The following is a 20,636-nucleotide window of genomic DNA, read 5'->3' on the forward strand; positions in this document are numbered from 1 at the left end:
GCAAATAGCATCGATTGAGCCGAATTTTAAAAATCTCGAAAGGTAGTTTTATGTACCATGAGTCGATACCCATTGCTATCCATGAGATATGGTATCGAACGACGTGACGTTTTGAAAGGTGTCGGAACCGCTGGAATAGCCGGGCTTGCGGGCTGTATCGGCGGTGGCGGCGCTGGAGACGGTGGCGGCAATGGAGACGGAGATGGCGGTGGCAACGGCGGCGGAAACGGTGGTGGCCCGGACGTTATCAACGTTATCGGCTACCCGCAAAGTGGTATCCAACTGTTCCGCGACTACTACAAAAACACCGACGGGAGCCACGACATCATCGTTCCCGACGGACTGCTCGACGCCGACCTCCCGAAGGAGGTCAGCAACGACATGCAGAACGTCACCGGAACCGCTCCGGCGGCCTCCGGGCCGAATCAAGAGGCGTTTACCGAGATGTACCGCGACGAATACGACAGCGCACCGGGTGTGTTTACCGCACACTCCTACGACGCAGTCGCCATCCTCATTCTCGCCAACGCGGCGGCGGGTGCGAACGATGGCGAAAAGATACGCGACCAGATGCGCCGAGTCGCCAACCCCGGCGGGCAGAAGTTCGGCCCCGAAAACTTCGTCGAAGCTGTTGAGGCTGCAGCGCGCGGTGAGGACATCAACTATCAGGGCGCATCCAGCGTGGTCGATTTCAACGAGAAAGGCGACCCGGCCTCCGCGGCTTACAATGTGTGGAAGTTCGCTCCGGACACGGACGCGGGTTCGGAAACCGTCGATACCATCAACTTCGAGGGCGATGCTGGCGGGGACATGGCGGACAGTTCACCCGGAGGACAGAACCGGGAAGTCAAAGTCGGAATCTTGCTCCCCGAAACCGGTGACCTCGGTTCCGTCGGGAGCGAGATGATTCAGGCGGCGAAACTGCCGGTTCAGCAGGTGAACGACGCGGGAATCAGCGTGACGGTCGATTCGCAAGTCGAGGACTCACAAACGACGAAACAGGCCTCACTCTCCGGTGCGAACGCACTCGTCAGTGCGGGCTACCCGGCCATCTGTGGCCCTGCTTCGTCCGGGAACTACATCCCAGTGAGCAAGCAGGTGTTCACCAAACAGAGCATCGTCGGCTGTTCGCCGTCGAGTACGGCGCTCACGGTGACGAATTTGGAGGACAACGATTACGTCTTCCGCACGGCTCCGAGCGACTTGCTTCAGGGCCAAGTTATGGCGCAAGTCGCCGCGGAACGACTGAGTGGAAAAACCGCATCGACGCTGTTCGTGAACAACAGCTACGGCCAGCAGTTGTCCGAGAAGTTCTCCTCGTCGTTCACGGAAGAACAGAACGGCGAAATCCTGAACAAAGTGTCGTTCAACAAGGGCGAAAGCTCGTACACCTCCGTCATCAACAAAGCGACAAATTCGAACTAGTCCCATTTCCCCGCTCGAAGTCGTTCCGCAAAAACGGTCATCGATTCTGACACCTGTTGTATCGGCAAGAGAGGGATGAATCGACCACTATTTGTAACGATAGTTTAAAATAGATTTTTCCTGCAGAACGACGACAGTTCCCCCGGGTATGAGACACAAAATCGACCGTCGCACCTACCTTCGGGGGATGGGTGGCGTAGGTGTCGCGACGACCGCTGGCCTGATGGGGACGCTCCAACAGGACGGCGGCCCGGATATGCTCACTATTATCGGCTATCCGCAAAGCGGCATTCAGTTGTTCCGAGACCTGTACGCAACCGGACAGAACCTCGACGTTCTCGTCCCGGACGGCCTGCAATCTTCGACGCTTCCGCAGGAAGTCGGCAACGACATGCAGAACGTCACAGGAACCGCACCCGCCGCCGCCGGGCCGAACCAAGATGCGTTCAATCAACTGTTCCAAGACCAGTACAACCAACCGCCGGGCGTGTTCACTTCACAGTCCTACGATTCAGTCGCAATCCTGATTCTGGCGAACGCCGCGGCAGGCGAGAACACCGGGTCGGCCATCCGCGAACAGATGCGCCGAATCGCCAACCCCGGCGGACAGGAGTACGGACCACAGAACTTCGTTGAGGCGGTTCAAGCCGCCGCGAACGGCGACGACATCAACTACCAAGGAGCATCGAGCACGACCGACTTCGACCAGAACGGCGACCCCGCCGCGGCCTCCTACGACGTATGGAAGTTCGCGCCACAGACCGAAGACGGCATCAGAACCGTGAACACGCGCCGATTCGAGAGCAACGCGGGCGGGCCGAGTGCGAACAGCGCACCCGGCGGAACCGGGCGAACCATCCGGGTCGGTATCCTGCTTCCGGAAACCGGCGACCTCGGCTCTGTCGGGACGCCCATGATTCAAGCGTCCAGAATCCCGATTCAGCAGGTGAATCAGGCCGATGTAGACCTGCAAGTCGAAACGCAGGTCGAAGACACGCAAACCGACAGACAGGCGGCGTTGTCGGGTGCGAACGCGCTCATCAACGCGGGATACCCTGCCATCTCCGGCCCGGCGTCGTCAGGCAACAACATCCCGGTTGCGAGCGAGGTGTACATCCCGAACGAAATCGTCGGCTGTTCACCGTCTAGTACGGCGATTACCGTCTCGCGCTTGCAGGACAACGACTACGTCTTCCGAACCGCACCGAGCGACCTGCTTCAGGGCCAAGTGATGGCACAAGTCGCCGCCGAACGACTCGGCGCGCAATCCGCTTCCACCCTGTTCGTGAACAACGACTACGGCCAACAGTTGTCCGAACAGTTCTCGCAGTCGTTCCAGCAAGACCACAACGGACAGGTCAACAATCAAGTCGCGTTCAACATCGGCGAATCGTCGTACACGTCGGTCATCAATCAGGCGTTGGGCGGGTAACAAAAGTCGGATTCACTACGCTGTTTTTTCGGTCTGAATTCTCGGGATTCGAGAGGTAGCATCCACGACGGAGTTGATAAAAACCTACTGACAAAACGAAGAAGTGACTGCGCGTTGTACTGTCCGCAAATGGCCACCGGTGATTCGGACTTTACCGGCACTGTCTTGGGGATACTCATGATTACGTTCGGTATTTCGCCGACGGTACTGTTTCTGCTTGGATTGACCGCGAGAGCGTCATTTATAAGCAATTTTGGAGTCGTGCTCGACCAGTCATTCGTGAGCATGCCAATCGTACAACTCATCGTAAGCATCACCGGTTTGTTTCTAGCAGGAATGGGAGTTTTGACGATAAAATACGGACGTTCGGAGATAGATACGCCTGGACTGTACTGAGTTGAACGACCGGGCAAAAACACCAGTTTGGTAAAAAATCGGCGTTAGCCGCCGAGGAACTCCTGTCTAACCTCGTCGTCCGCCAGCAGGGCGTCTCCTGTGTCCATGAACCGGTTCCCACCCTGCACGAGGACGTAGCCGCGGTCACAGCGTCGCAGAGCCTCCTTCGCGTTCTGTTCGACCATCAGAATCGCGGTTCCGGAGTCGTTGATTTCGTCCACCTTGTCGAACATCTCGGCCACGAGGTCGGGGGCCAATCCCGCACTGGGTTCGTCCAGCATCAGTAGGTCAGGGTCGAGCATCAGCGCCCGCCCCATGGCGAGCATCTGCTGTTGGCCGCCGGACATCGTTCCGGCCTTCTGCTCCCTACGTTCGTCCAGAATCGGGAAGCGTTCGAACACTTCGGAAAGCGCGTCGTCCGGCACTTCGTCCAGAATGTACGCGCCCATCTCCAAGTTCTCCTGCACGGAGAGCGACCCGAAGATGTTGTCGTTCTGCGGGACGTAGCCGAGTCCCAAATGAATGATGTCCTCCGGCGTTTTTTGCTGAATTTCGGTTCCCTCGAAGGTGACCGTCCCACCCATGTAGGTCGTCAGCCCGAAGACGGATTTCATCACGGTCGATTTCCCGGCTCCGTTCGGGCCGACGATGGTGACGTACTCGCCATCTTCGACGCGCATATCCACGTCGTCGAGGATTTGTAAGTCTTCGCCGTACCCCGCGTCGAGGCTGTCGATTTCGAGCAGTGCCATTAAACTTCGTCCCCCAGATAGGCGTCGATGACCTGCTCGTTCGAGCGAATGTCCGCCGGTTCGCCCTCGGCGAGCACCTTCCCTTGGTGCATGACGATAACGTGTTCGCAGTTGTTCATGATAACGTCCATGTCGTGTTCCACGAGCAGGAACGTGTAGCCACGTTCGCGCAGTTCGTGGACGTGTTTCAGTAGTTTCTTCTCCAGCGACGGGTTGACGCCCGCCAGCGGTTCGTCCAACAGCACCATCTGCGGGTCGGTCATGAGCGCCCGCGCCATCTCCAGCAGTTTACGCTGGCCGCCGGAGAGGTTACCTGCGTACTCCCCCGCGAGATGGTCGATTTCGAAGAAATCGAGCATCTCCCACGCTCGGGCGAGAACTTCCTCTTCCTGTTGTTCGACGGTGCCGCGAAGCCCCGGCGTCACCGACCGCCAGAGTTTCTCGCCTTCCTGCGCTTTCGGCGCGAGCATCATGTTTTCGAGCACAGTCATCTCCGCGAGTTCGCGGGCGATTTGGAACGTCCGCACTAGTCCGCGATTGGCGATTTGGTACGGGCGCTGTCCGGTGATGTCCTCGTCGTCGAAGTACACCGCGCCGCTGTCCGGTCGGTGAACCCCGGTGATGAGGTTGAACGTAGTGGACTTTCCGGCCCCGTTCGGCCCGATGAGGCCAGTGAACGACCCCTGTTCGACGGAGAACGTCGCACCGTCAACCGCGGTAATCCCGCCGAACGTCTTGCGGAGATTTTCGACTCGAAGCGGCGTTTCGCTCAAATCCACCGTCTCGCGCCCGATGTCGAGCGTTTCTTTCTGTTCGGATTCGCTCGCAGTCATTGCTCGTCACCTCCTCGTCCGCCGTCGGTCGCTGGCTTCGGTTCTGCCGTGCCACCGCCACTGCGCGGACGCGAGAGCGGGATGCTCGCGGCCTCCTCTTTCCGGTGGCCGAGCACGCCCTCCGGTCGACGTTGCATTATCAAGATGAGCACGACGCCCATGATGACCAATTGCAACGCGTTGATGTTGTTGATGGTGTACGCGACGAACGGCGAGACGTTGCCCGCGAATATCGGGCCGATTGCGTCGGCGAACGTGTTCGGCGACGCGGAAACGTCGTACACCTGCCGGATGATGTTTTTCAGGTACAGCGGCCCTTGGAACAGCAATCCGGCGAACACCGCCGCACCGAGAACGCTGCCAGTGTTAGACCCCGCACCGCCGATGATGAGGGCCAACCAAACGAAAAACGTCACCTGCGGCCTGAACGATGTCGGCGTGATGGCACCCTGCCGGAGTTGCCAGAGGATGCCCGCCAGTCCCATCAGCGCACAACCGAGCATGAACGACTTGATTTTGAACCGGTCGGTGTCCTTGCCGAGGGCGTTCGCAACCTCCTCGTCCTCCCGGATGGCTTTGAGAACTCGACCAAACGGCGATTCGCCGGTTCGCTTGAGCAACCAGTAGAACCCGGCGACGAAGCCCATCAGGATGATTGCGTAGGTCAGCGAATCGAGCACCGGCCCGACACTGCCGCCTACGAGTGGATTCAACACGTCTTCCACCGCCGCGTAAGGAGCGCTGTCGAACAGCGGTTGCAGTGGGTCGTCGTAGTTCAACAGCAGACCGCGACCGCCGCCGGTTCCGAGATTTCTGCCGAATATCACGACGTTTTGGAACTGATTCGACATCACGGTGAACCGGACGATTTCGGACATCGCGATGGTTACGATGGCGAGATAGTCGGCCCGTAACCGCAACGCCGGAAGCGCGATGAGTAAGCCGAGAAGCGCCGCCGCGAGCATTCCGGCGATGATGCCGACCCAGAGCGGCAGGCCGAGTCCGGAAACGGTCGCGGCCCCCGCAGTCGCGCTTGCTGGTGGTTTCGAGACGATGGCCATCGTGTACAATCCGACAGCCATGAATCCCGCGATACCGATGTTGAACAGCCCGGTGTATCCCCATTGCAAGTTCAGCGCGAGCGCCAGCATTCCGTACACTGCGATGAGGAACGTGAGACGCGCGAGGGAGTTCAACTGGCCGCGGAACGAGTAGCCGAGCGCCGACCCGGCGAGGAGATACAGCGCGTATAGACCGAGAAGCGCGCCGATGATGAGCATCGTGTCGTTGACTTCGAAGTCGCGGAAACTCGCGCTCATGCGGTCGTCCTCCCTGCGAACAGTCCCTGCGGCTTGAACAGCAGGATGAGAATCATCATGCCGAACGCGGCCGCCCGGCCGAACTCACCCGGAATCCAGATGATGGCCAAGTCCCACGTCAGTCCGATGACCAACCCGCCGAGAATCGCACCGTAAATCGACCCGATGCCGCCGAGGATGACCGCGGCGAAAATCGGGAGCAAGAGGAGCCAGCCGAACTGGAAATCGATGGTTCCCGTCCAGAGAACCATCAGGTAGCCAGCGACCCCGGTCAGGCCGCCGCCGATTATCCACGTCCAGCGAATGACGCGCTCGGTCGGAATCCCGGTGATTCGCGCGAGGTCTTCGTTGTCGGCCATGGCGCGCATCGCCTTGCCGAGCTTCGTTCGCTGAAGCAGGACGTGAACGCCAACCATCAGCCCTACCGTCGAAACGAGCAGCGTGAGGTCGTGTGCCGTCACGGGAACGGTTCCGTCCCAGAGCAGAAGCCGCCACGAGGGAATCTCCTGTGACGCCGTCGTGCCGCGGTTCTGCGTCGAGAAGACGAACACGATGAGGTAGCGAAGCATGAACGCGACGCCGACGCTGGTGATGAGCAGTGCGATACCGCCCGCATCGCGCATCGGTCTGTACACCACGCGGTCGATGAACAGTGCGAGTGCAATCGTTCCCAGTCCGGCGAGAACGAGTCCCAAAATGACTGCGATTGGCGTCGTCGCAATCGTGATGTTGAGGTCGCTCGCGTACACGGTACCGCCAGCCCCGACCAACAGCAAGCCCGGAAGGCTGGATTGGCTGAATCCGGATACGAGGTACGTCACCGCCCAACCGGTGAACGCACCGCTCGTGATGTAATCGCCGTGAGAGAAGTTGGCGAAGTTCAGAATACTGTACGTCATCGATAGCCCGATTCCGGCAAGACCGATGATAAGTCCGCGCATGAGTCCGCTCCAGACGAGCGAACCGACGTCGGACACGAGTAGGTCGCCGGATAACAGGCGGCTAACGAAATCCACGACGAGAAGCGTCGCAAAGAGGCCGACGACCACGAGCAGTGGTCGTTCGACCACGAGGCGTCGTCCACGTGAATAGGTTTCATTTACGCCGTCCATTGGTAACTCTCCACACGATAATCGGTTCCGGTCAAACTATTAAACCTTTCCGACAGAGTCACCGGGCGAATTTCGGTAACGGCGGCATACTTCCGATTGTTCGACAATTGTGTCCGATTCTTTTGTTTTCCCACTGTTTACTCGAAAGCGTGTTTATTTTCATTACCGGCTACCGACACACATATGCCGAGCGGTGTTGGAGGCACAGGTATGCCTATTCAGACCCTGGACGACCTCGCCGTCCAAGGGACGACCCTCGGCGTGCGCATCGACATCAACAGTCCGTTGACCGAGTCTGGTGACCTCGCCGACGACGCGCGACTCCGGGCGCACGTCGATACCCTCTCGGAACTGTTGGAACGCGGCGGAAAGGTGGCGATTCTCGCTCACCAAGGGCGGCCCGGTAGCGACGATTTCGCAAGCCTCTCCCCGCACGCGGAGCGACTGGACGAACTACTATCCTATCCCGTCTCCCACTGCGATGCGACGTTTTCGGGAGACGCGCGAATGGCGGTCGAAAACCTCCGCGAGAGCGAAGCGGTCGTCCTCGAAAACACCCGTTTTTACAGCGAGGAGTACATGGAATTTCCGGCAGAAGAGGCCGCTGAAACCCATCTCGTTGACCGTCTCGTCCCAGAACTCGACGCCTACGTTAACGACGCGTTCGCGGCAGCCCACCGCTCTCAGCCCTCGCTCGTCGGCTTTCCGACGCGACTTCCGGGCTACGTCGGCAGAGTCATGGAAAACGAACTCGACGTGCTCGGCGACATCGACGCGACACCGCGCCCGCGGGTGTACGTCGTAGGCGGTGCGAAGGTGTCCGACTCCATCGCCGTCGCAAAGAACGTACTGGAGCGCGACCTCGCAGACCACGTCCTGACGGCGGGCGTCGTCGGCAACGTCTTCCTGTTCGCCGACGGTGCTGACCTCGGCGACGCCAGCGCAGACTTCATCCACGACCAAGGCTACTGGGACTACATCGACGACGCCGCAGACCTCCTCGAAGCTTACAGCGATAAGATTCACCTGCCGAAAGACGCGGCAGTCGAACGCGACGGCGAACGTGCGGAAATCACGCGCGGCGACTTCCCGCCGAAAGAGGACGAGGGTGCGATGGACATCGGCGACGCAACCATCACCGCCTACTCGAAGATTCTCCGGAACGCGGGAACCGTCATCCTCAACGGGCCAGCGGGTGTCTTCGAGGACGACACGTTCGCAGACGGAACCCGCGAACTGTACACCGAGGCCGTGAACGCCGAGTACAGCATCGTCGGCGGTGGCGACACCGCGGCCGCGATTCGGAAGTTCGGCCTGTCCGGATTCGACCACGTCAGCACTGGTGGCGGCGCGTGTCTCCGGATGTTGACCGGCGACCCGCTCCCTGCGGTGGAAGCACTCTCACGATAGCTAGCACACGATAGATGGTCACGATAGAGGCGGCGACGAGCGCGGATATGGACACCGTCACCGACCTCTGGGTCGAACTCGCGCGCGACCAACGCGCACACGGTTCTCATCTCCTTCCGGACGAGAACCGTAGTACGATTCGTGACAGTGTCGCCCGGCATATCATCGAAAACACCCTTCTCGTCGCCCGCGATGGAGGCATCGTCGGATTCGTGATGTTCGACCTGCAGTCGGGAATGTACGAACAGGCGACGACTCGTGGCATCATCCAGAACGTCTACGTCGAACCCGGACACCGCGATTCGGGAATCGGTTCGATGCTGTTGGATGCCGCCGAAACGGCGCTCGTCGAACGCGGGGCCGAACGGTTGGCTTTGGAAGTGATGGCGAAGAACGAAAACGCCCGGAGACTGTACCGAAATCGGGGGTACGAACCGCATCGAATCGAGCTGGAAAAATCGGTCGAAAACGATAACCACTCAAAGGAGTAGCCACAATCACCATCTGCGCCAAGGGAGCTTGGGTGGTTCAAGCACTCGATTTGTAATCGAGAATACGTGGGTTCAAATCCCACCCTTGGCTGTTTTGTCCGCGCCAATCTCGGCGCGGAGAAACACCGACGTGGCGATTTGAATCAGACCAGACACAACCCGCGCAGTGAGGGCGAGGTGCGAAGCACCTTGATATGAACGGCGAAGCCGTGAGCGAACGAGCAGGAATGTCTGGCCGAGGTTCAAATCCCACCCTTGGCTTCGACTTCATTCCTCAGAATCCATTTCGTCGAGTGTCATCTCGAAATCAGACTAACTATCAGTAACTCGATGCTACATCGAGTACAGTCCATGAACCGGGTTCTGAAGGCAAAGCCGTCCACCGCGCAACCGCTTCTCGCGCTCATCATCACGACAGTTCTCCCGCTGGTGGGCCTCGCGTTTTTGAACTGGAATTTCGGGACGCTCCAACTGCTGTACTGGCTGGAAATCTGGATAGTCCTCTTTTGGTCTGCGGTGGAAATCCTGTTCGCAGAACGAACGCACGACCCTACGAAAGCGATGGCACTCGAAGACGAAGTGCTTCAGTTCGAGGGATTCCGACGGAAAATCGGGGGATTCGAAATCTCGTGGAGCTATCCGCCAGTGTACCCGCGGAACGTTTCGACAGCACTTCGCCTCCTCCTCGGCGGCGGAGTGCCGCTGGTGATTCTCTCACTCGCGCTCGACCCACTCGGATGGCTCAGTTTCCGCGCTCTCACGAAACTTTCGACGGTGACGATGCTGTTCGTCGCTGGCTGTTGTTTCGTCAGTCGTGGAATCGTGGTTCGGGACGCCTCCCCCGGACGGCGACAGTTCGAAAGGGTTTCCGACCTCGGTCTGTACCAGCAGGCGGGACAGTATTTCCCCTTCGTCGGCGGATTAGTGCTGTTGATGGCCGCCGACAGGGCCTCCCCACCGACGATATTCGTGCTGTTCGTGCTGGTGAAACTCGGCTACGAACTGCTTCGCCACCGCCCCGGTCGAATCCCGAAACACTAGAACCGAGTGACGCGGTATTTTCGAGACGAACCGAACTGGATAGAACCCACTCACATCGAATTGCCGGAGGGAAAACCGAGTATCGAAGCTTCCGCAAATCGTGAAACCGTCGCCCGTGCGGGTGTCGCACACGCATTCCTGTCCGATTTGATGAAATACTGGTACTACGGCCTGCTCGGGCCGCTGTGGGCCGTCAGTATCGCGGGGATTCTCGCGGTCGGAAGCGACCTGTGGTGGATGGCCGAGGTGATGGCGATTACGACGGTTGTTCTCGTTGTCGCGTTCGTTCCGGTGAAAACCGCGGAGTACGTCGCCGAATACGATCACATGATGTACCGCATGTACGACGACGAAATCGCCGGGTACGACGAATTGTTGGCCGAAGTGCAGTGGCGACTCGGATTTCGGGACGTTGCGAATATTTCGGTTCAGCAAGGGCGTATCGACCGCCGACTCGGAACGCAGACGATAGAACTCGAAGCGAAAGACGGTCGGCAGATTCGACTCGCCAACCTACCCGAGGGACACGCCATTCACAAGGAACTGGAATGCCGTATCTAGTGGTGTTTTTGTTTACGACCCGGCCTTTCGGCAGTTTTATGCGAAACGAACCCACACCCCATTCCTCTAGTATTGGGACAGTTTCTCGGCCGACATCATGCCGGTGCTAACCTTCACGAAGGTCAACTAAAACCGCAAACTCTGATGATGTCTTCCAAACCATTTATTGTTGATTCACCGGACGGGAGCGGGATATGTTTCACTGCAAAAATGACTAATTCAGGCGACACAACCATTGGAGGACAGAATTAATCTGCTCTTAACGTCGCGTCCCGCTTTGTGAACTGTTGTTGGCCGACCGACCGTCCACAACTATCGGCCGGTTTTATACCGATACGGTGCTTGTCCGTTTTTCATGAGCCGCACCCAGAGCGTCCCCCTCTGGATGGCCTCCCCCGAGGAGTTCCGGAGTACGCTGAAAATGGTGTTGAGTACGGCGTACAAAAACGACCGCCGGTTCGACCGCTCGTGGACGTTTAGCTATCCAGACGACGACCTGTCTGACCTGATGGTCGAGATTACGCATTTGGAAAAAGGTGGAACGGAAGTGCTGATGAACCCACCACAGCCGACGAAACCGCCGGAGCAGGCCGTCGTCAAGGATTTCCGCGACGTGCTCGGCGACCTGCTGTTGAAGGGCCACCACCGAGGTATCGAGTTCGACCGGTCGTGGACCCTGCGCTATCCCGAGGCCGACCACCCCGACCTGATGGTCGAAGTGACGCACGTGAGAGGCGATTAGAGCAACCCGAAAATTTTGACCCTCGACGGTGTTCCGGCAGGCATGGAATTTACTGTCGTTCGAGGAAATATCGTGGGTGTCAGAAACGGCCGCCTCGTTTAGATTGACATTTTCGACAGTTCTTGAGTCGCCTTAGACATCGTCTAACTCCATATCCTCTTCCGCATCGCCCGACCCGATGCCGAGCGTGGCGGCGGTTTCGATGGCATCCAAGCCGTCGATTTCACAGAGGTCGGCGACGGATTCCTGCGGAACGACGACGCGAAGGGACTCGAACGCGAGTTCGGCATCGACTTCGCCGTCGAGTGCTTCGACGCGCGATTCGACCCCTTCGGGGTCCGCATCATCCAATCGAAGCACGAGCGTCACCGATTCGTCTCTCGGGTCGTCGCGCATTCTCCGAACGGGGTGTGAAAGGTACGTCATTCGAGCGTCGAAAGGATTTCCGTGGCGTGACCGTCGGGCGAGACATCTTCGAAGACGTGTTCGATTGTTCCGTCGGAACCGACGACGAACGTGTTTCGGAAAACGCCGTCGAAGGTGTTGCCGAACATGTTTTTCTCGCCGTAGGAGTCGTAGGCGTTCGCGACCTCGCCGGATTCGTCGCTGAGCAGTTCGAAGGGGAGGTCGTGTTTCTCGCGGAATTTGTCGAGGTCGGAAATCGGGTCGTCGCTGATTCCGAGGACGGGAACGCCGCGTTTTTCGAACGCTTCCCACGAATCGCGGAAGCCACACGCCTCCGTGGTGCAACCGGCGGTGTCGGCGCGCGGATAGAAGTAGACGACCACTCTGCCGTCGAAGTTGTCGAGTGAAACTGTTTCACCCGCATGATTCGGAAGTTCGAACGATGGTGCCTGCTGGCCGGGTTCGAGCATGGCAGTCGCTTCGAAGCGAGCGACGAACTGCGTTACGGAGTCAGTTGCCAGCGACGAGAAAGGTACGCCCGCCTTTCCGTTCGAGGTGAACCGCACCTTCTTCGGTTGACGTTTGGACATACGCCGCGACTTCACTGGCAGAGAGTCCGGACACGTCTGCGGAATTCCACGGTCGCCGCTCCGATTGTGGGGTTCGCGTTTCGGAGTTCATGTCTGCCCTTTGTCCGGTCAACTATTGAAGGCGAGCATAGCGGAGTGAAAGTGAAAATAGTTCGAAGTGAGCGGGAGTCACAGGTGTTTGCGTGTCGTTCTGTACTGTCGTCACCTTTTTTACAAAGAAGAGCCACCAATTTTTTAGGATTCAAGATGAACTATCTTCCAGTGGATGGAACATTGTCCAACGATGACCGAGAGAGAATTAAACGATTTATCGAAACACCCCGCCACGAGCGAAATCCGGAGTTGCTCTGTCCAAGCGGGGATGACGACCAATCCGACTAGTTCGATAGCGTAACCGTTTCACCGTCCTGTTTTACCAGTTCGCGCTCTCGCAGGGTTCGGACGATAGTGTACAGTGACATCTTCGGCAGACCCAGCCCGTTTTGCAGTTCGTCCATCGTCGCGCTTCGCGCTGTCGTGAGGTACAGATAGAGAAGATCTAGACGACGTGGACTCTCGCTACGGATTTCATATCTCGACTAAATCCGAAGGGGCAATCAGCCACCAGCAGATATTCTCCGACGACGTGGGAACCGTCTTCGACAGCCTGCTCATGTGGTACGCCCAGCAGGTCGATAGGAGCACGGCGGTGGAGGACGTTCTCGGGATCCTCCTGATGGAGTCGAACGCCAGGGTACGCTATTCGCCGCGCTGTTTCCGCGGCGTCCTCGAAACACACGACCTCTCGCCGGACGACAGCATCGCCGACCTGTTCGAGGCGATTCGGGACGCGAACGGTGTCGTGTTCCCGCCGGAAACCGACCGGTAAATTATCCGTCGTGATAGTAGGGGGAGGGTTTTATGTTCCGGACTTCGATATATAGACTAGCTGACTATGAGCGCAACGGAACAGGAACCTGTGGACGAGGACGAACCGGTTGCGGAGACGCAGGTCGTCGAATTTCGACTCGGCGACGACATCTGTGCGATAAATATCGACCAAGTGGACAGCATCGTCGAAGTGAAACGGGTCACGCGGATTCCGCGCACGTCCGACTCCATCGAGGGCGTGATGGATCTCCGCGGCACGACGACCACCATCGTCAATCCGAAAACAGTGCTGGGTCTTCCCGACTCCGGTACGGGCGACCGCGTCGTCGTTTTCGAGACGGAAGACGAACGAAGTATCGGCTGGGTCATCGACGAGGTGAACCAGGTCGTGAGCGTGGACGAAACGGACGTAGACGATTCTGTGGAAAGCAAGTCGGTTCACGGCGTCATTCGACAAGACGACGAGTTCGTCATCTGGGTCAAGCCCTCGGAAATCAATGTCTGAGGCGGGTGGAGTAGTACCCGGGGCTTTTGCGGCGGAGAGTACGGCGGTCTTAGGGTGTGCTAAGACCGCCCTTCGTTCCTTTCAGCGAGTGTATAACAAAGGTGGAATCCGGGTATTCGTAAATACTGTTCAGCCCTCGACAGCAGTCCTGTCGCGGCGCTCAGGACACGACAGAGGCGAATTACCTATGAGATTTCCGAACGCTAGGCAAACGGTAGGTCGGGGTCGCAACGCACAGCAGAACAAACGCCATCTTTCATTCGGTCAGCAATGAGTATGAACGACAGTTTGGGGGTGTCACGCTAATGTGTGGAATCATCGGTCGCGTCGGCGAAACAGACGACGCCGTGGAAGAACTGCTCGTCGGCCTCGAGAACTTGGAATATCGAGGATACGATTCGGCGGGATTGGCGGTGAAAAACGGGCGTGGCCCGGCAGTGTTCAAGCGAGAAGGCCAGATTTCGAACCTCAAAGATTCGCTTGCGACCGAGGTTCCTGCCGGAGGACTCGGCATCGGCCACACCCGCTGGAGCACGCACGGCCCGCCGACCGACGCGAACGCACATCCACATACGGGGTGTTCCGACCGCGTCGCGGTCGTTCACAACGGTATCATCGAGAACCACGACGACCTCCGAAAAGAACTGCAAGAACGCGGTCACACGTTCCAGAGCGACACGGACACCGAGGTCATTCCGCATCTGGTGGAAGAACACCTCGCGGACGGTGCCACCCCTGAACAAGCCTTCAGACGGACGATTCGTCGGCTTTCGGGGAGCTACGCCGTCGCAATGCTGGTAGACGAGAGCGACGCAATCTACGCAACTCGTTCCGGCTCTCCCCTCGTGTTGGGTGTTCGAGAGGGGAAATACTTCCTCGCCAGCGACGTGCCCGCATTTTTGGATTTCACCGACGAGGTCATTTTCCTCGACGACGGCGACATGGTCGTCATCGAACCGGGACAGCACGAAATCACGACGCTCGACGGGGAAGCGGTCGAACGCCCGACCCAGATTATCGAATGGGACCCGGAAGACGCCGGAAAAGGCGGCTACGACCACTACATGCTAAAGGAGATTCACGAGCAGCCGACCTCGCTTCGGCAGACGCTTCGTGGCCGCGCAGACCCCGCAACCGGGGACATCGCTCTCGAAGATTTCCCGCCGGGAACGTTCGAGGAAATCAGTCGCGTCCAGTTCGTTGCCTGCGGAACGTCCTACCACGCGGGACTCGTCGGCAGCCACTTCATCGGCAGTCGCGGCCTGCCAGCGCAGACGTTCCTCGCGAGCGAGTACGCCGTCTCCGCGCCGCCCGTGGACGAGAACACACTCGTCGTCGGCGTCACCCAGAGCGGGGAAACTGCGGATACGCTTTCCGCACTGCGGCGCGCCGAAGCAGGTGGCGCGCGGACGCTCGCCGTCACGAACGTCGTCGGTTCGACGGCGGCGCGAGAATGTGACGACGCGATGTTCATCCGGGCCGGGCCGGAAATCGGCGTTGCGGCGACGAAGACGTTCTCCTCGCAGGTGGTGTCGCTCTCCCTCCTCGGGGAACGACTCGTCCGAGACGTGGTCGGACGACGGAGCGACGACACACAGGACGTGCTGTCCGCACTGGCAGACCTCCCCGACCACGTCCAGCGGATTCTCGACTACACGAAGGCCCACCGAGTCGCAAAGCGGTACCGCGACTCCGACTCGTACTTCTTCATCGGTCGGGGGTCGGTGTTCCCGGTCGCGCTGGAAGGCGCGCTCAAGTTCAAGGAGATTTCCTACGAACACGCCGAAGGCTTCGCGGCAGGGGAACTGAAACACGGGCCGTTGGCGTTGGTAACGCCCGCAACTCCCGTGTTCGCGGTGTTTACCGGTCGTCACGATCGAAAGACGTTGAGTAATATGAAGGAAGTCGAAGCCCGCGGCGCACCGGTCGTCGCGGTTGCCAGCGAAACCAACGAGGAAATCGTCCAGTATGCGGACGACGTACTGACCATACCGGACACGCATCCCGACGTTGCGGGGATTCTGGCGAACGTGCAACTGCAACTGCTCTCGTACCACGCCGCGGCGCAACTCGACCGACCCATCGACAAACCGCGTAATCTGGCGAAGAGCGTGACAGTCGAATGAATCGGGCGGGTAAGCTTCGATTACCCGCCCGAACCTACCTGAACGGTCGGCGCGGTTTAATCGCTCACCGGCCCCATTTTCTCCACGAATGAACGCCGTCGTACTCTCTCTGGACGCCGAACTCGCGTGGGGGTACCACGACCTCTCCGAGATTCCTGACCACGTCGAGAGCGCGCGCACCTCGTGGTCACGACTCCTCGCACTCTTCGACGAGTTCAACGTCCCGGCTACATGGGCCGTCGTCGGCCATCTCTTTCTCGACTCGTGTGACGGAACCCACGCAGACCACGCGACGCCGACGGACGACTGGTTCGGCCGCGACCCGGGTGGCGTTGCCGAGTGCCATCCGCAGTGGTTCGCGGACGGCCTCATCGAAGACATCGCCGACGCGAGCGCGAACCACGAAATCGCCTGTCACTCGTTTTCGCACGTCGAATACGGCGACGTTCGAACCAGTCGGGAAATCGCCGTCGCCGAGACGCGAACCAGCCTCGAAATCGCGGACGACAGCGGCTACGATGTGGAATCGTTCGTCTTCCCGCGGAATAGCGTCGGCCACCGGGACGTGCTCGCGGCCTACGGCTTTACTTGCTACCGCGGCACCAGACCCGAACTCTGGTGCGACAAAACCCGATTTCGGTCGTTGGCCAAACTCATCGACCGAACCGTGAGCAGGACGGGGCCACCCCTCGTGACTCCGGAAACGGACGACTACGGACTGGTGAACATCCCGGCTTCGATGTTCCTGTTCGGCGACGACGGTCGCGTTCGCACCCTCACGAAGAACGTCTGGGACGACCCCGGTATTCGCTCGGCGAAGCGCGGCATCGACCGCGCCGCGGAGGCCGACGATGGCGTCTTTCATCTCTGGATGCGCCCCGGAAACTTCACCGAAGAGCGCGATTTCGAGCGCCTGCGCGTCGTCCTCGAACACCTCGCCATGCGCCGGGACGAGGCCCGAGTGAAGGTGCTGACCATGGGACAAATCGCGGGGCACCTCCGGGAGGAAGACCCGACGACGACGCGAACCCCAATCGGCCCTCGATGACGGCGAAAAAGAGTTTTTGAGGTTTGTAGTCGTGGACGAGTTGGACTTCTTCGACACTGGTCTTCGGATAGCATCACAACTGTAAAACACAGACCGACAGCGACCGCAGAAGTCACGACTCCACACACGCTCACTCGTCACTCGCTCCTTGCAGTCGCTCGTCCCTCGTTTGCCCTCGATTTCGGCAGGACGAATTTCCGAAAAACAGCTGACTAAATTTGGGTTGGCCGGGCGCGCGAGCGCGCCCGGCCTTTGGTGGCCTGGTGGTAACGGGCGAGCGAACAAGGGAATGAGTGGCTCTGCCACGAGTGACCGCAAGAGCGAGGGCGTGACCTAAAGTCGTGACTTCTGCGGTTACGTGTGTTGTACCGGTCTGTCATTGAAACTGAACTCCGAAAAATCACCTCCAACCGTCTCGCTGACTCCCTTTCTCACTTTTCCTCGGCACGTCCGTTCTCGTAAAAGCGGAAGGGGCGGGATTCGAACCAGAGCCAGAGGTTCCTACTCGTCTCACTGTCGTTCGACTCCGTGGGCGTGCCACTGGCAGGATGCGAATCGCTATTTCGGTTTCACTCCTCGTCTTCGCTCGTCGCAGAAACGGAAGGGGCGGGATTCGAACTACGCCCGGACATGCTCACTACGTTGCGCGTGCCCGATCTACTTCGAATCGCTATTTTGGTTTCACTCCTCGCCTTCGCTCGTCGCAGAAACGGAAGGGGCGGGATTCGAACCACGCGAAGCCTGTCAAGCTCCCACCGACAAATCGGTGGTGCTCTACCACTGAGCCACCCTTCCACGATTTACACATTGGGAGGAACTATCTTTGTTATGGGCGGGCTGAAGACAGTTCATCTACGGCTTCGACGCCCACAAACAAACCGATTGTGGGCGATAGAAGTTTAGACCGTCAGTTCCCCGACGAGCGAGCGAAGCCCCACGGAGAGCGAAACCGTCGGCTCGTAGCCCAGTTCGTCACGTGCCCTTTGCACGTCTGCCCTACTGTGGTCGATGTCACCCTGTCTGGGTTCGACGTGGACGATGTCGGAATCCGAATCGCTCGCGTCCCGAACCGCCTCCGCGAGTTCCCGAATCGTCACGCTCTCCCCAGTTCCGACGTTGAACGCCTCGCCGGTTCGGTCGGTGACTGCCGCGCGGAGATTCGCCTGCACCACGTCGGAGATGTGGACGAAATCTCGCGTTTGGGTGCCGTCTCCTTCAATCGTAATGTCGTCACCCCTGCGAGCCTGCTCCATGAACACCCGAACGACCGCACTGTACTCCGGATTCTGTCGCGGTCCGTAGATGTTAAAATATCGCAGCACGACTGTCTCAAGCCCGTAAAGGTCGGAAAATCGCCGTGTGTACTGGTCGGCGACGAGTTTGTCGATGCCGTAAGGCGAGGTCGGCGACTTCCGCGCCGATTCCGAAATCGGCACCGACTCGGGGTGACCGTACACCGCCGCACTGGAGGCGAGGACGACCCGGGCGTCCTCCCGCCGGGCGCAATCGAGGACGACTAGCGACCCGTTGCCGGTGACGGCGTGGCTTCGAAGCGGGTGTTCGACCGACTGCTCGACGCTGACCATCGCGGCCTGATGAAAGACCGTATCGACGCCCGCCATCGCGTTTCGCACGGCTTTCGGGTCGCGCACGTCGCCCTCCACGATGTCGGCGTTTTCGGGAACGTTCCCGCGATTGCCGGACGAGAAGTCATCGAGAACGCGAACCTCGTTCTCGGAAGTGAGGGCATCCACGAGGTGACTACCGACGAATCCCGCGCCGCCCGTGACGAGAATCGTCTGGTCTGTCGGAGACGGAATCGTGGCCGAATCCGAACCGGCGATGTTGAGCGAATCGCCGGTTCGGGCGAAACTGTCGGGTCGCTCCGAATCGTCGATGTCACCGCTCATTCCATATACCCGAGTCCGCGGAGTCGGTCTTCCACGTCGTCGAAGTCGGCTTCGACCGCAGTCGCGCTCCCCGCCTGCCCGTATTCGCGCTGTGAAACCGCCCGGCGTCCCGGTTTCGACCCATCGTGGAAAATTTCTTTCAGCACGCGACCGTCCGCGTCAGAGGGAACCGCCTCGTCGAGCGCGTGAAGAATAGTCGGGGCAACGTCGGTTACGTTCGCGTCGGTGGCACTCGCACCCTGTTCGACGCTCGGCCCCCACGCGAGGAAAATTCCTTCCGGTCTATGGCTGGCGACTTTGCTCCCGCTATCCCGAAATACGTCCCGCGTCAGCGACACCGCGGTTTCGTACTCCTCTTTTCCTTTGACGACGAGGTCGGGCGAATGCGGATCGGTCGGAAACAGTTCGTCGCCGTCGTGAACGTCGAGGGCACGGTTTTCGGTTTCGGGGTCGGTCAGCCCCTCGAACAGGGAACGAAGTTCGCTTTTGATTGCGGGGACGTCTTCGGGCGCGACGACGCCGGGGTCGAACCGAATCGTATCGTTGACGTAGACGTTGCCCGACCCGTGGGCGAACGCAACTGTTTCCTCGAACTCCACGTCGTACAGGTTGTGCTCGCCGGGAACCTGCGCGGCGACGGTATCGACGACGGATTTCGGCAGGTGTTCGACCAGCGACTTTTCGCTCACGCCGAGTCGGGAGAGAAGCCCTTGAACGCGGTTTTTCGTCAGTCCGACGCGAGCGAGCGCGCCGCGGGTTCCGTCTCCACCTTTCCGCTGGAGGTGTCCTTCGCGCTCCAGCAGGGTGTTGAGGAAGACGAACCGCGAAATCGGGCCGAAGCCGTGGTCGGAGACGATGAACAGCGCGGAATCCCGGGATTCCGTGTACTCCATCACCTCGCCGAGAATGTCGTCCAGTTCGCGGTAATGATCGAGCAGCGCGTCTTCCTCCCAGATGAGATGCTGAAGTCTGTCCGGTGCGGTGTAGACGAAAAAGAACAGTCGCCACTCCTCGTCCATCAGCCGACCCATCAGCTTCCTGCGGGTCTCGAGCAGGGTAGACAGTTCCTCTCGAAATTCGTCCGGTCGGTTGCGAAACTCGTCCCACGAGAGGCCGATTCGGTAGTCTGGAATCGTCTCTTTCAACTCTTTTCCGAACTCCGTCGGGTGGGTGAACCGCTCGTCCATCTCCGGCGTCATCATCCCCGTGACGAGCGTCCCGTCAATTTCGCTGGCCGGGTAGGTCATCGGCACGTTGCCCACGACGGCGGGCGAGAGGATGTCCCAAAGTTCGGGCCGTCGCACGTCTGCACTGGTGTTCATCCGGTGGGTGTACTCTCGCTCCAGATGCTGGAAGCCGTACAGGCCGTGTTTGTCGGGCCACACCCCCGTCGCAATCGTCGGCCACGCGAGGGGCGTGGCGTCCGGTGTCGTACTCGAAAGCGGGCCGGAGGCGCCCTCTTCGACCACTCGTGCGAAATTCGGTAGCTTTCCTTCCTCTGTCCATCGGCGAATCAAGTCCCATGGGACGCCGTCCAGTCCGAGGACGAACGCCCGTTCCGGGTTCGCTGTTTCCTTCGACATAACTAAAGTCACCGGGACAGCTGACCTGCCCGTGGCTCTGTCCCTTCGCACCACCGGGGTTCGCTTTGTTATGGGCCGACTGCGG

General features: G+C 59.4%; 21 protein-coding genes and 2 tRNA genes. 13 read left to right on the top strand and 10 right to left on the bottom strand.

The annotated features are described in order from the left end of the window. Window positions 1-81: 81 nt before the first annotated feature. The 3 genes from BW974_RS08420 to BW974_RS08430 all read left to right on the top strand — a co-directional run bounded on the left by BW974_RS08420 (window position 82) and on the right by BW974_RS08430 (window position 3,253). Window positions 82-1,425, top strand: a complete 1,344-nt coding sequence (locus tag BW974_RS08420) for an ABC transporter substrate-binding protein (RefSeq protein WP_076429704.1) — start codon at window positions 82-84, stop codon at window positions 1,423-1,425. A 187-nt stretch (window positions 1,426-1,612) separates the two neighbouring features. After that, a complete protein-coding gene (locus BW974_RS08425; RefSeq protein WP_368275036.1) occupies window positions 1,613-2,857 on the top strand; it encodes an ABC transporter substrate-binding protein in 1,245 nt (414 codons plus the stop codon). Between the two features lie 129 nt (window positions 2,858-2,986). Beyond that, on the top strand, window positions 2,987-3,253 hold the full coding sequence (locus BW974_RS08430) for a hypothetical protein (protein ID WP_076429707.1): 267 nt from the start codon (window positions 2,987-2,989) through the stop codon (window positions 3,251-3,253). A 44-nt stretch (window positions 3,254-3,297) separates the two neighbouring features. Here the strand turns inward: BW974_RS08430 and BW974_RS08435 are convergent, their stop codons facing one another. From BW974_RS08435 to BW974_RS08450, 4 genes are read right to left on the bottom strand one after another with little or no spacing between them, the layout of a single operon-like run. Continuing rightward, window positions 3,298-4,005 carry an ABC transporter ATP-binding protein gene (locus tag BW974_RS08435; RefSeq protein ID WP_076429708.1) on the bottom strand — a complete coding sequence of 236 codons (708 nt, stop codon included), beginning with the start codon at window positions 4,003-4,005 and terminating at the stop codon, window positions 3,298-3,300. Next, window positions 4,005-4,838, bottom strand: coding sequence for an ABC transporter ATP-binding protein (locus BW974_RS08440; protein WP_076429709.1), 834 nt, complete (start codon window positions 4,836-4,838; stop codon window positions 4,005-4,007). Before BW974_RS08440 ends, BW974_RS08435 begins: the two co-directional genes overlap by 1 nt. Further along, window positions 4,835-6,157: a branched-chain amino acid ABC transporter permease gene (locus BW974_RS08445; protein ID WP_076429710.1), complete on the bottom strand. Its 1,323-nt coding sequence runs from the start codon at window positions 6,155-6,157 to the stop codon at window positions 4,835-4,837. The genes BW974_RS08440 and BW974_RS08445 overlap by 4 nt, the downstream gene beginning before the upstream one ends. Then, window positions 6,154-7,269: a branched-chain amino acid ABC transporter permease gene (locus BW974_RS08450; protein WP_076429711.1), complete on the bottom strand. Its 1,116-nt coding sequence runs from the start codon at window positions 7,267-7,269 to the stop codon at window positions 6,154-6,156. Before BW974_RS08450 ends, BW974_RS08445 begins: the two co-directional genes overlap by 4 nt. A gap of 210 nt (window positions 7,270-7,479) precedes the next feature. Here BW974_RS08450 and BW974_RS08455 point away from each other — a divergent pair, with 210 nt between their 5' ends. The 6 genes from BW974_RS08455 (at window position 7,480) to BW974_RS08480 (ending at window position 11,514) form a co-directional block, all read left to right on the top strand. After that, entirely contained in the window at window positions 7,480-8,679 is a 1,200-nt protein-coding gene (locus BW974_RS08455) for a phosphoglycerate kinase (RefSeq protein WP_076430310.1), read from the top strand. Window positions 8,680-8,693: 14 nt separating this feature from the next. Continuing rightward, window positions 8,694-9,170 carry a GNAT family N-acetyltransferase gene (locus tag BW974_RS08460; RefSeq protein ID WP_076429712.1) on the top strand — a complete coding sequence of 159 codons (477 nt, stop codon included), beginning with the start codon at window positions 8,694-8,696 and terminating at the stop codon, window positions 9,168-9,170. 17 nt (window positions 9,171-9,187) lie between these two features. Next, window positions 9,188-9,261 (top strand) — tRNA-Thr (locus BW974_RS08465). A gap of 260 nt (window positions 9,262-9,521) precedes the next feature. After that, window positions 9,522-10,211, top strand: coding sequence for a DUF6498-containing protein (locus tag BW974_RS08470; RefSeq protein WP_076429713.1), 690 nt, complete (start codon window positions 9,522-9,524; stop codon window positions 10,209-10,211). Between the two features lie 6 nt (window positions 10,212-10,217). Beyond that, window positions 10,218-10,772, top strand: coding sequence for a PH domain-containing protein (locus tag BW974_RS08475; protein WP_076429714.1), 555 nt, complete (start codon window positions 10,218-10,220; stop codon window positions 10,770-10,772). 355 nt (window positions 10,773-11,127) lie between these two features. Next, entirely contained in the window at window positions 11,128-11,514 is a 387-nt protein-coding gene (locus BW974_RS08480; protein ID WP_245799961.1) for a hypothetical protein, read from the top strand. Window positions 11,515-11,646: 132 nt separating this feature from the next. Here the strand turns inward: BW974_RS08480 and BW974_RS08485 are convergent, their stop codons facing one another. The 3 genes from BW974_RS08485 to BW974_RS26460 all read right to left on the bottom strand — a co-directional run bounded on the left by BW974_RS08485 (window position 11,647) and on the right by BW974_RS26460 (window position 13,075). After that, the gene (locus BW974_RS08485) at window positions 11,647-11,940 is read right to left on the bottom strand and encodes a hypothetical protein (protein ID WP_076429715.1); all 294 of its coding nucleotides are present in this window, start codon (window positions 11,938-11,940) and stop codon (window positions 11,647-11,649) included. Further along, the gene (gene bcp / locus BW974_RS08490; RefSeq protein WP_076429716.1) at window positions 11,937-12,389 is read right to left on the bottom strand and encodes a thioredoxin-dependent thiol peroxidase; all 453 of its coding nucleotides are present in this window, start codon (window positions 12,387-12,389) and stop codon (window positions 11,937-11,939) included. The genes BW974_RS08485 and bcp overlap by 4 nt, the downstream gene beginning before the upstream one ends. 497 nt (window positions 12,390-12,886) lie before the next feature. Beyond that, window positions 12,887-13,075, bottom strand: a complete 189-nt coding sequence (locus BW974_RS26460; protein ID WP_076429717.1) for a helix-turn-helix domain-containing protein — start codon at window positions 13,073-13,075, stop codon at window positions 12,887-12,889. Between BW974_RS26460 and BW974_RS08500 the strand changes: the two genes are divergently transcribed. The 4 genes from BW974_RS08500 to BW974_RS08515 all read left to right on the top strand — a co-directional run bounded on the left by BW974_RS08500 (window position 13,057) and on the right by BW974_RS08515 (window position 17,058). After that, window positions 13,057-13,377, top strand: a complete 321-nt coding sequence (locus BW974_RS08500) for a DUF7500 family protein (RefSeq protein WP_245799965.1) — start codon at window positions 13,057-13,059, stop codon at window positions 13,375-13,377. The genes BW974_RS26460 and BW974_RS08500 overlap by 19 nt on opposite strands. Window positions 13,378-13,443: 66 nt before the next feature. Next, window positions 13,444-13,884, top strand: a complete 441-nt coding sequence (locus tag BW974_RS08505) for a chemotaxis protein CheW (RefSeq protein ID WP_076429718.1) — start codon at window positions 13,444-13,446, stop codon at window positions 13,882-13,884. Window positions 13,885-14,189: 305 nt separating this feature from the next. Further along, entirely contained in the window at window positions 14,190-16,010 is a 1,821-nt protein-coding gene (gene glmS / locus BW974_RS08510) for a glutamine--fructose-6-phosphate transaminase (isomerizing) (protein ID WP_076429719.1), read from the top strand. Between the two features lie 88 nt (window positions 16,011-16,098). Further along, window positions 16,099-17,058, top strand: coding sequence for a polysaccharide deacetylase family protein (locus BW974_RS08515; RefSeq protein ID WP_076429720.1), 960 nt, complete (start codon window positions 16,099-16,101; stop codon window positions 17,056-17,058). 710 nt (window positions 17,059-17,768) lie between these two features. Here the strand turns inward: BW974_RS08515 and BW974_RS08520 are convergent. The 3 genes from BW974_RS08520 to BW974_RS08530 form a co-directional block, all read right to left on the bottom strand. Beyond that, window positions 17,769-17,853: transfer RNA gene (locus BW974_RS08520), tRNA-OTHER, on the bottom strand. A gap of 104 nt (window positions 17,854-17,957) precedes the next feature. Continuing rightward, window positions 17,958-18,968: an NAD-dependent epimerase/dehydratase family protein gene (locus BW974_RS08525; protein ID WP_084186217.1), complete on the bottom strand. Its 1,011-nt coding sequence runs from the start codon at window positions 18,966-18,968 to the stop codon at window positions 17,958-17,960. Next, window positions 18,965-20,551, bottom strand: coding sequence for an alkaline phosphatase family protein (locus BW974_RS08530; protein WP_076429721.1), 1,587 nt, complete (start codon window positions 20,549-20,551; stop codon window positions 18,965-18,967). Before BW974_RS08530 ends, BW974_RS08525 begins: the two co-directional genes overlap by 4 nt. Between the last annotated feature and the right edge of the window lie 85 nt (window positions 20,552-20,636).

It is taken from the genome of Haladaptatus litoreus, assembly GCF_900156425.1.
In the GTDB taxonomy this organism is placed as follows: domain Archaea; phylum Halobacteriota; class Halobacteria; order Halobacteriales; family Haladaptataceae; genus Haladaptatus; species Haladaptatus litoreus.

Bases quoted from the DNA above. Each gene is read 5' to 3' on its own strand.
- BW974_RS08420 (WP_076429704.1), top strand. From the start codon at position 82: ATGAGATATGGTATCGAACGACGTGACGTTTTGAAAGGTGTCGGAACC.
- BW974_RS08425 (WP_368275036.1), top strand. From the start codon at position 1,613: ATGGGTGGCGTAGGTGTCGCGACGACCGCTGGCCTGATGGGGACGCTC.
- BW974_RS08430 (WP_076429707.1), top strand. From the start codon at position 2,987: ATGGCCACCGGTGATTCGGACTTTACCGGCACTGTCTTGGGGATACTC.
- BW974_RS08435 (WP_076429708.1), bottom strand. From the start codon at position 4,005: ATGGCACTGCTCGAAATCGACAGCCTCGACGCGGGGTACGGCGAAGAC.
- BW974_RS08440 (WP_076429709.1), bottom strand. From the start codon at position 4,838: ATGACTGCGAGCGAATCCGAACAGAAAGAAACGCTCGACATCGGGCGC.
- BW974_RS08445 (WP_076429710.1), bottom strand. From the start codon at position 6,157: ATGAGCGCGAGTTTCCGCGACTTCGAAGTCAACGACACGATGCTCATC.
- BW974_RS08450 (WP_076429711.1), bottom strand. From the start codon at position 7,269: ATGGACGGCGTAAATGAAACCTATTCACGTGGACGACGCCTCGTGGTC.
- BW974_RS08455 (WP_076430310.1), top strand. From the start codon at position 7,480: ATGCCTATTCAGACCCTGGACGACCTCGCCGTCCAAGGGACGACCCTC.
- BW974_RS08460 (WP_076429712.1), top strand. From the start codon at position 8,694: ATGGTCACGATAGAGGCGGCGACGAGCGCGGATATGGACACCGTCACC.
- BW974_RS08470 (WP_076429713.1), top strand. From the start codon at position 9,522: ATGAACCGGGTTCTGAAGGCAAAGCCGTCCACCGCGCAACCGCTTCTC.
- BW974_RS08480 (WP_245799961.1), top strand. From the start codon at position 11,128: ATGAGCCGCACCCAGAGCGTCCCCCTCTGGATGGCCTCCCCCGAGGAG.
- BW974_RS08485 (WP_076429715.1), bottom strand. From the start codon at position 11,940: ATGACGTACCTTTCACACCCCGTTCGGAGAATGCGCGACGACCCGAGA.
- bcp (WP_076429716.1), bottom strand. From the start codon at position 12,389: ATGCTCGAACCCGGCCAGCAGGCACCATCGTTCGAACTTCCGAATCAT.
- BW974_RS08505 (WP_076429718.1), top strand. From the start codon at position 13,444: ATGAGCGCAACGGAACAGGAACCTGTGGACGAGGACGAACCGGTTGCG.
- glmS (WP_076429719.1), top strand. From the start codon at position 14,190: ATGTGTGGAATCATCGGTCGCGTCGGCGAAACAGACGACGCCGTGGAA.
- BW974_RS08515 (WP_076429720.1), top strand. From the start codon at position 16,099: ATGAACGCCGTCGTACTCTCTCTGGACGCCGAACTCGCGTGGGGGTAC.
- BW974_RS08525 (WP_084186217.1), bottom strand. From the start codon at position 18,968: ATGAGCGGTGACATCGACGATTCGGAGCGACCCGACAGTTTCGCCCGA.
- BW974_RS08530 (WP_076429721.1), bottom strand. From the start codon at position 20,551: ATGTCGAAGGAAACAGCGAACCCGGAACGGGCGTTCGTCCTCGGACTG.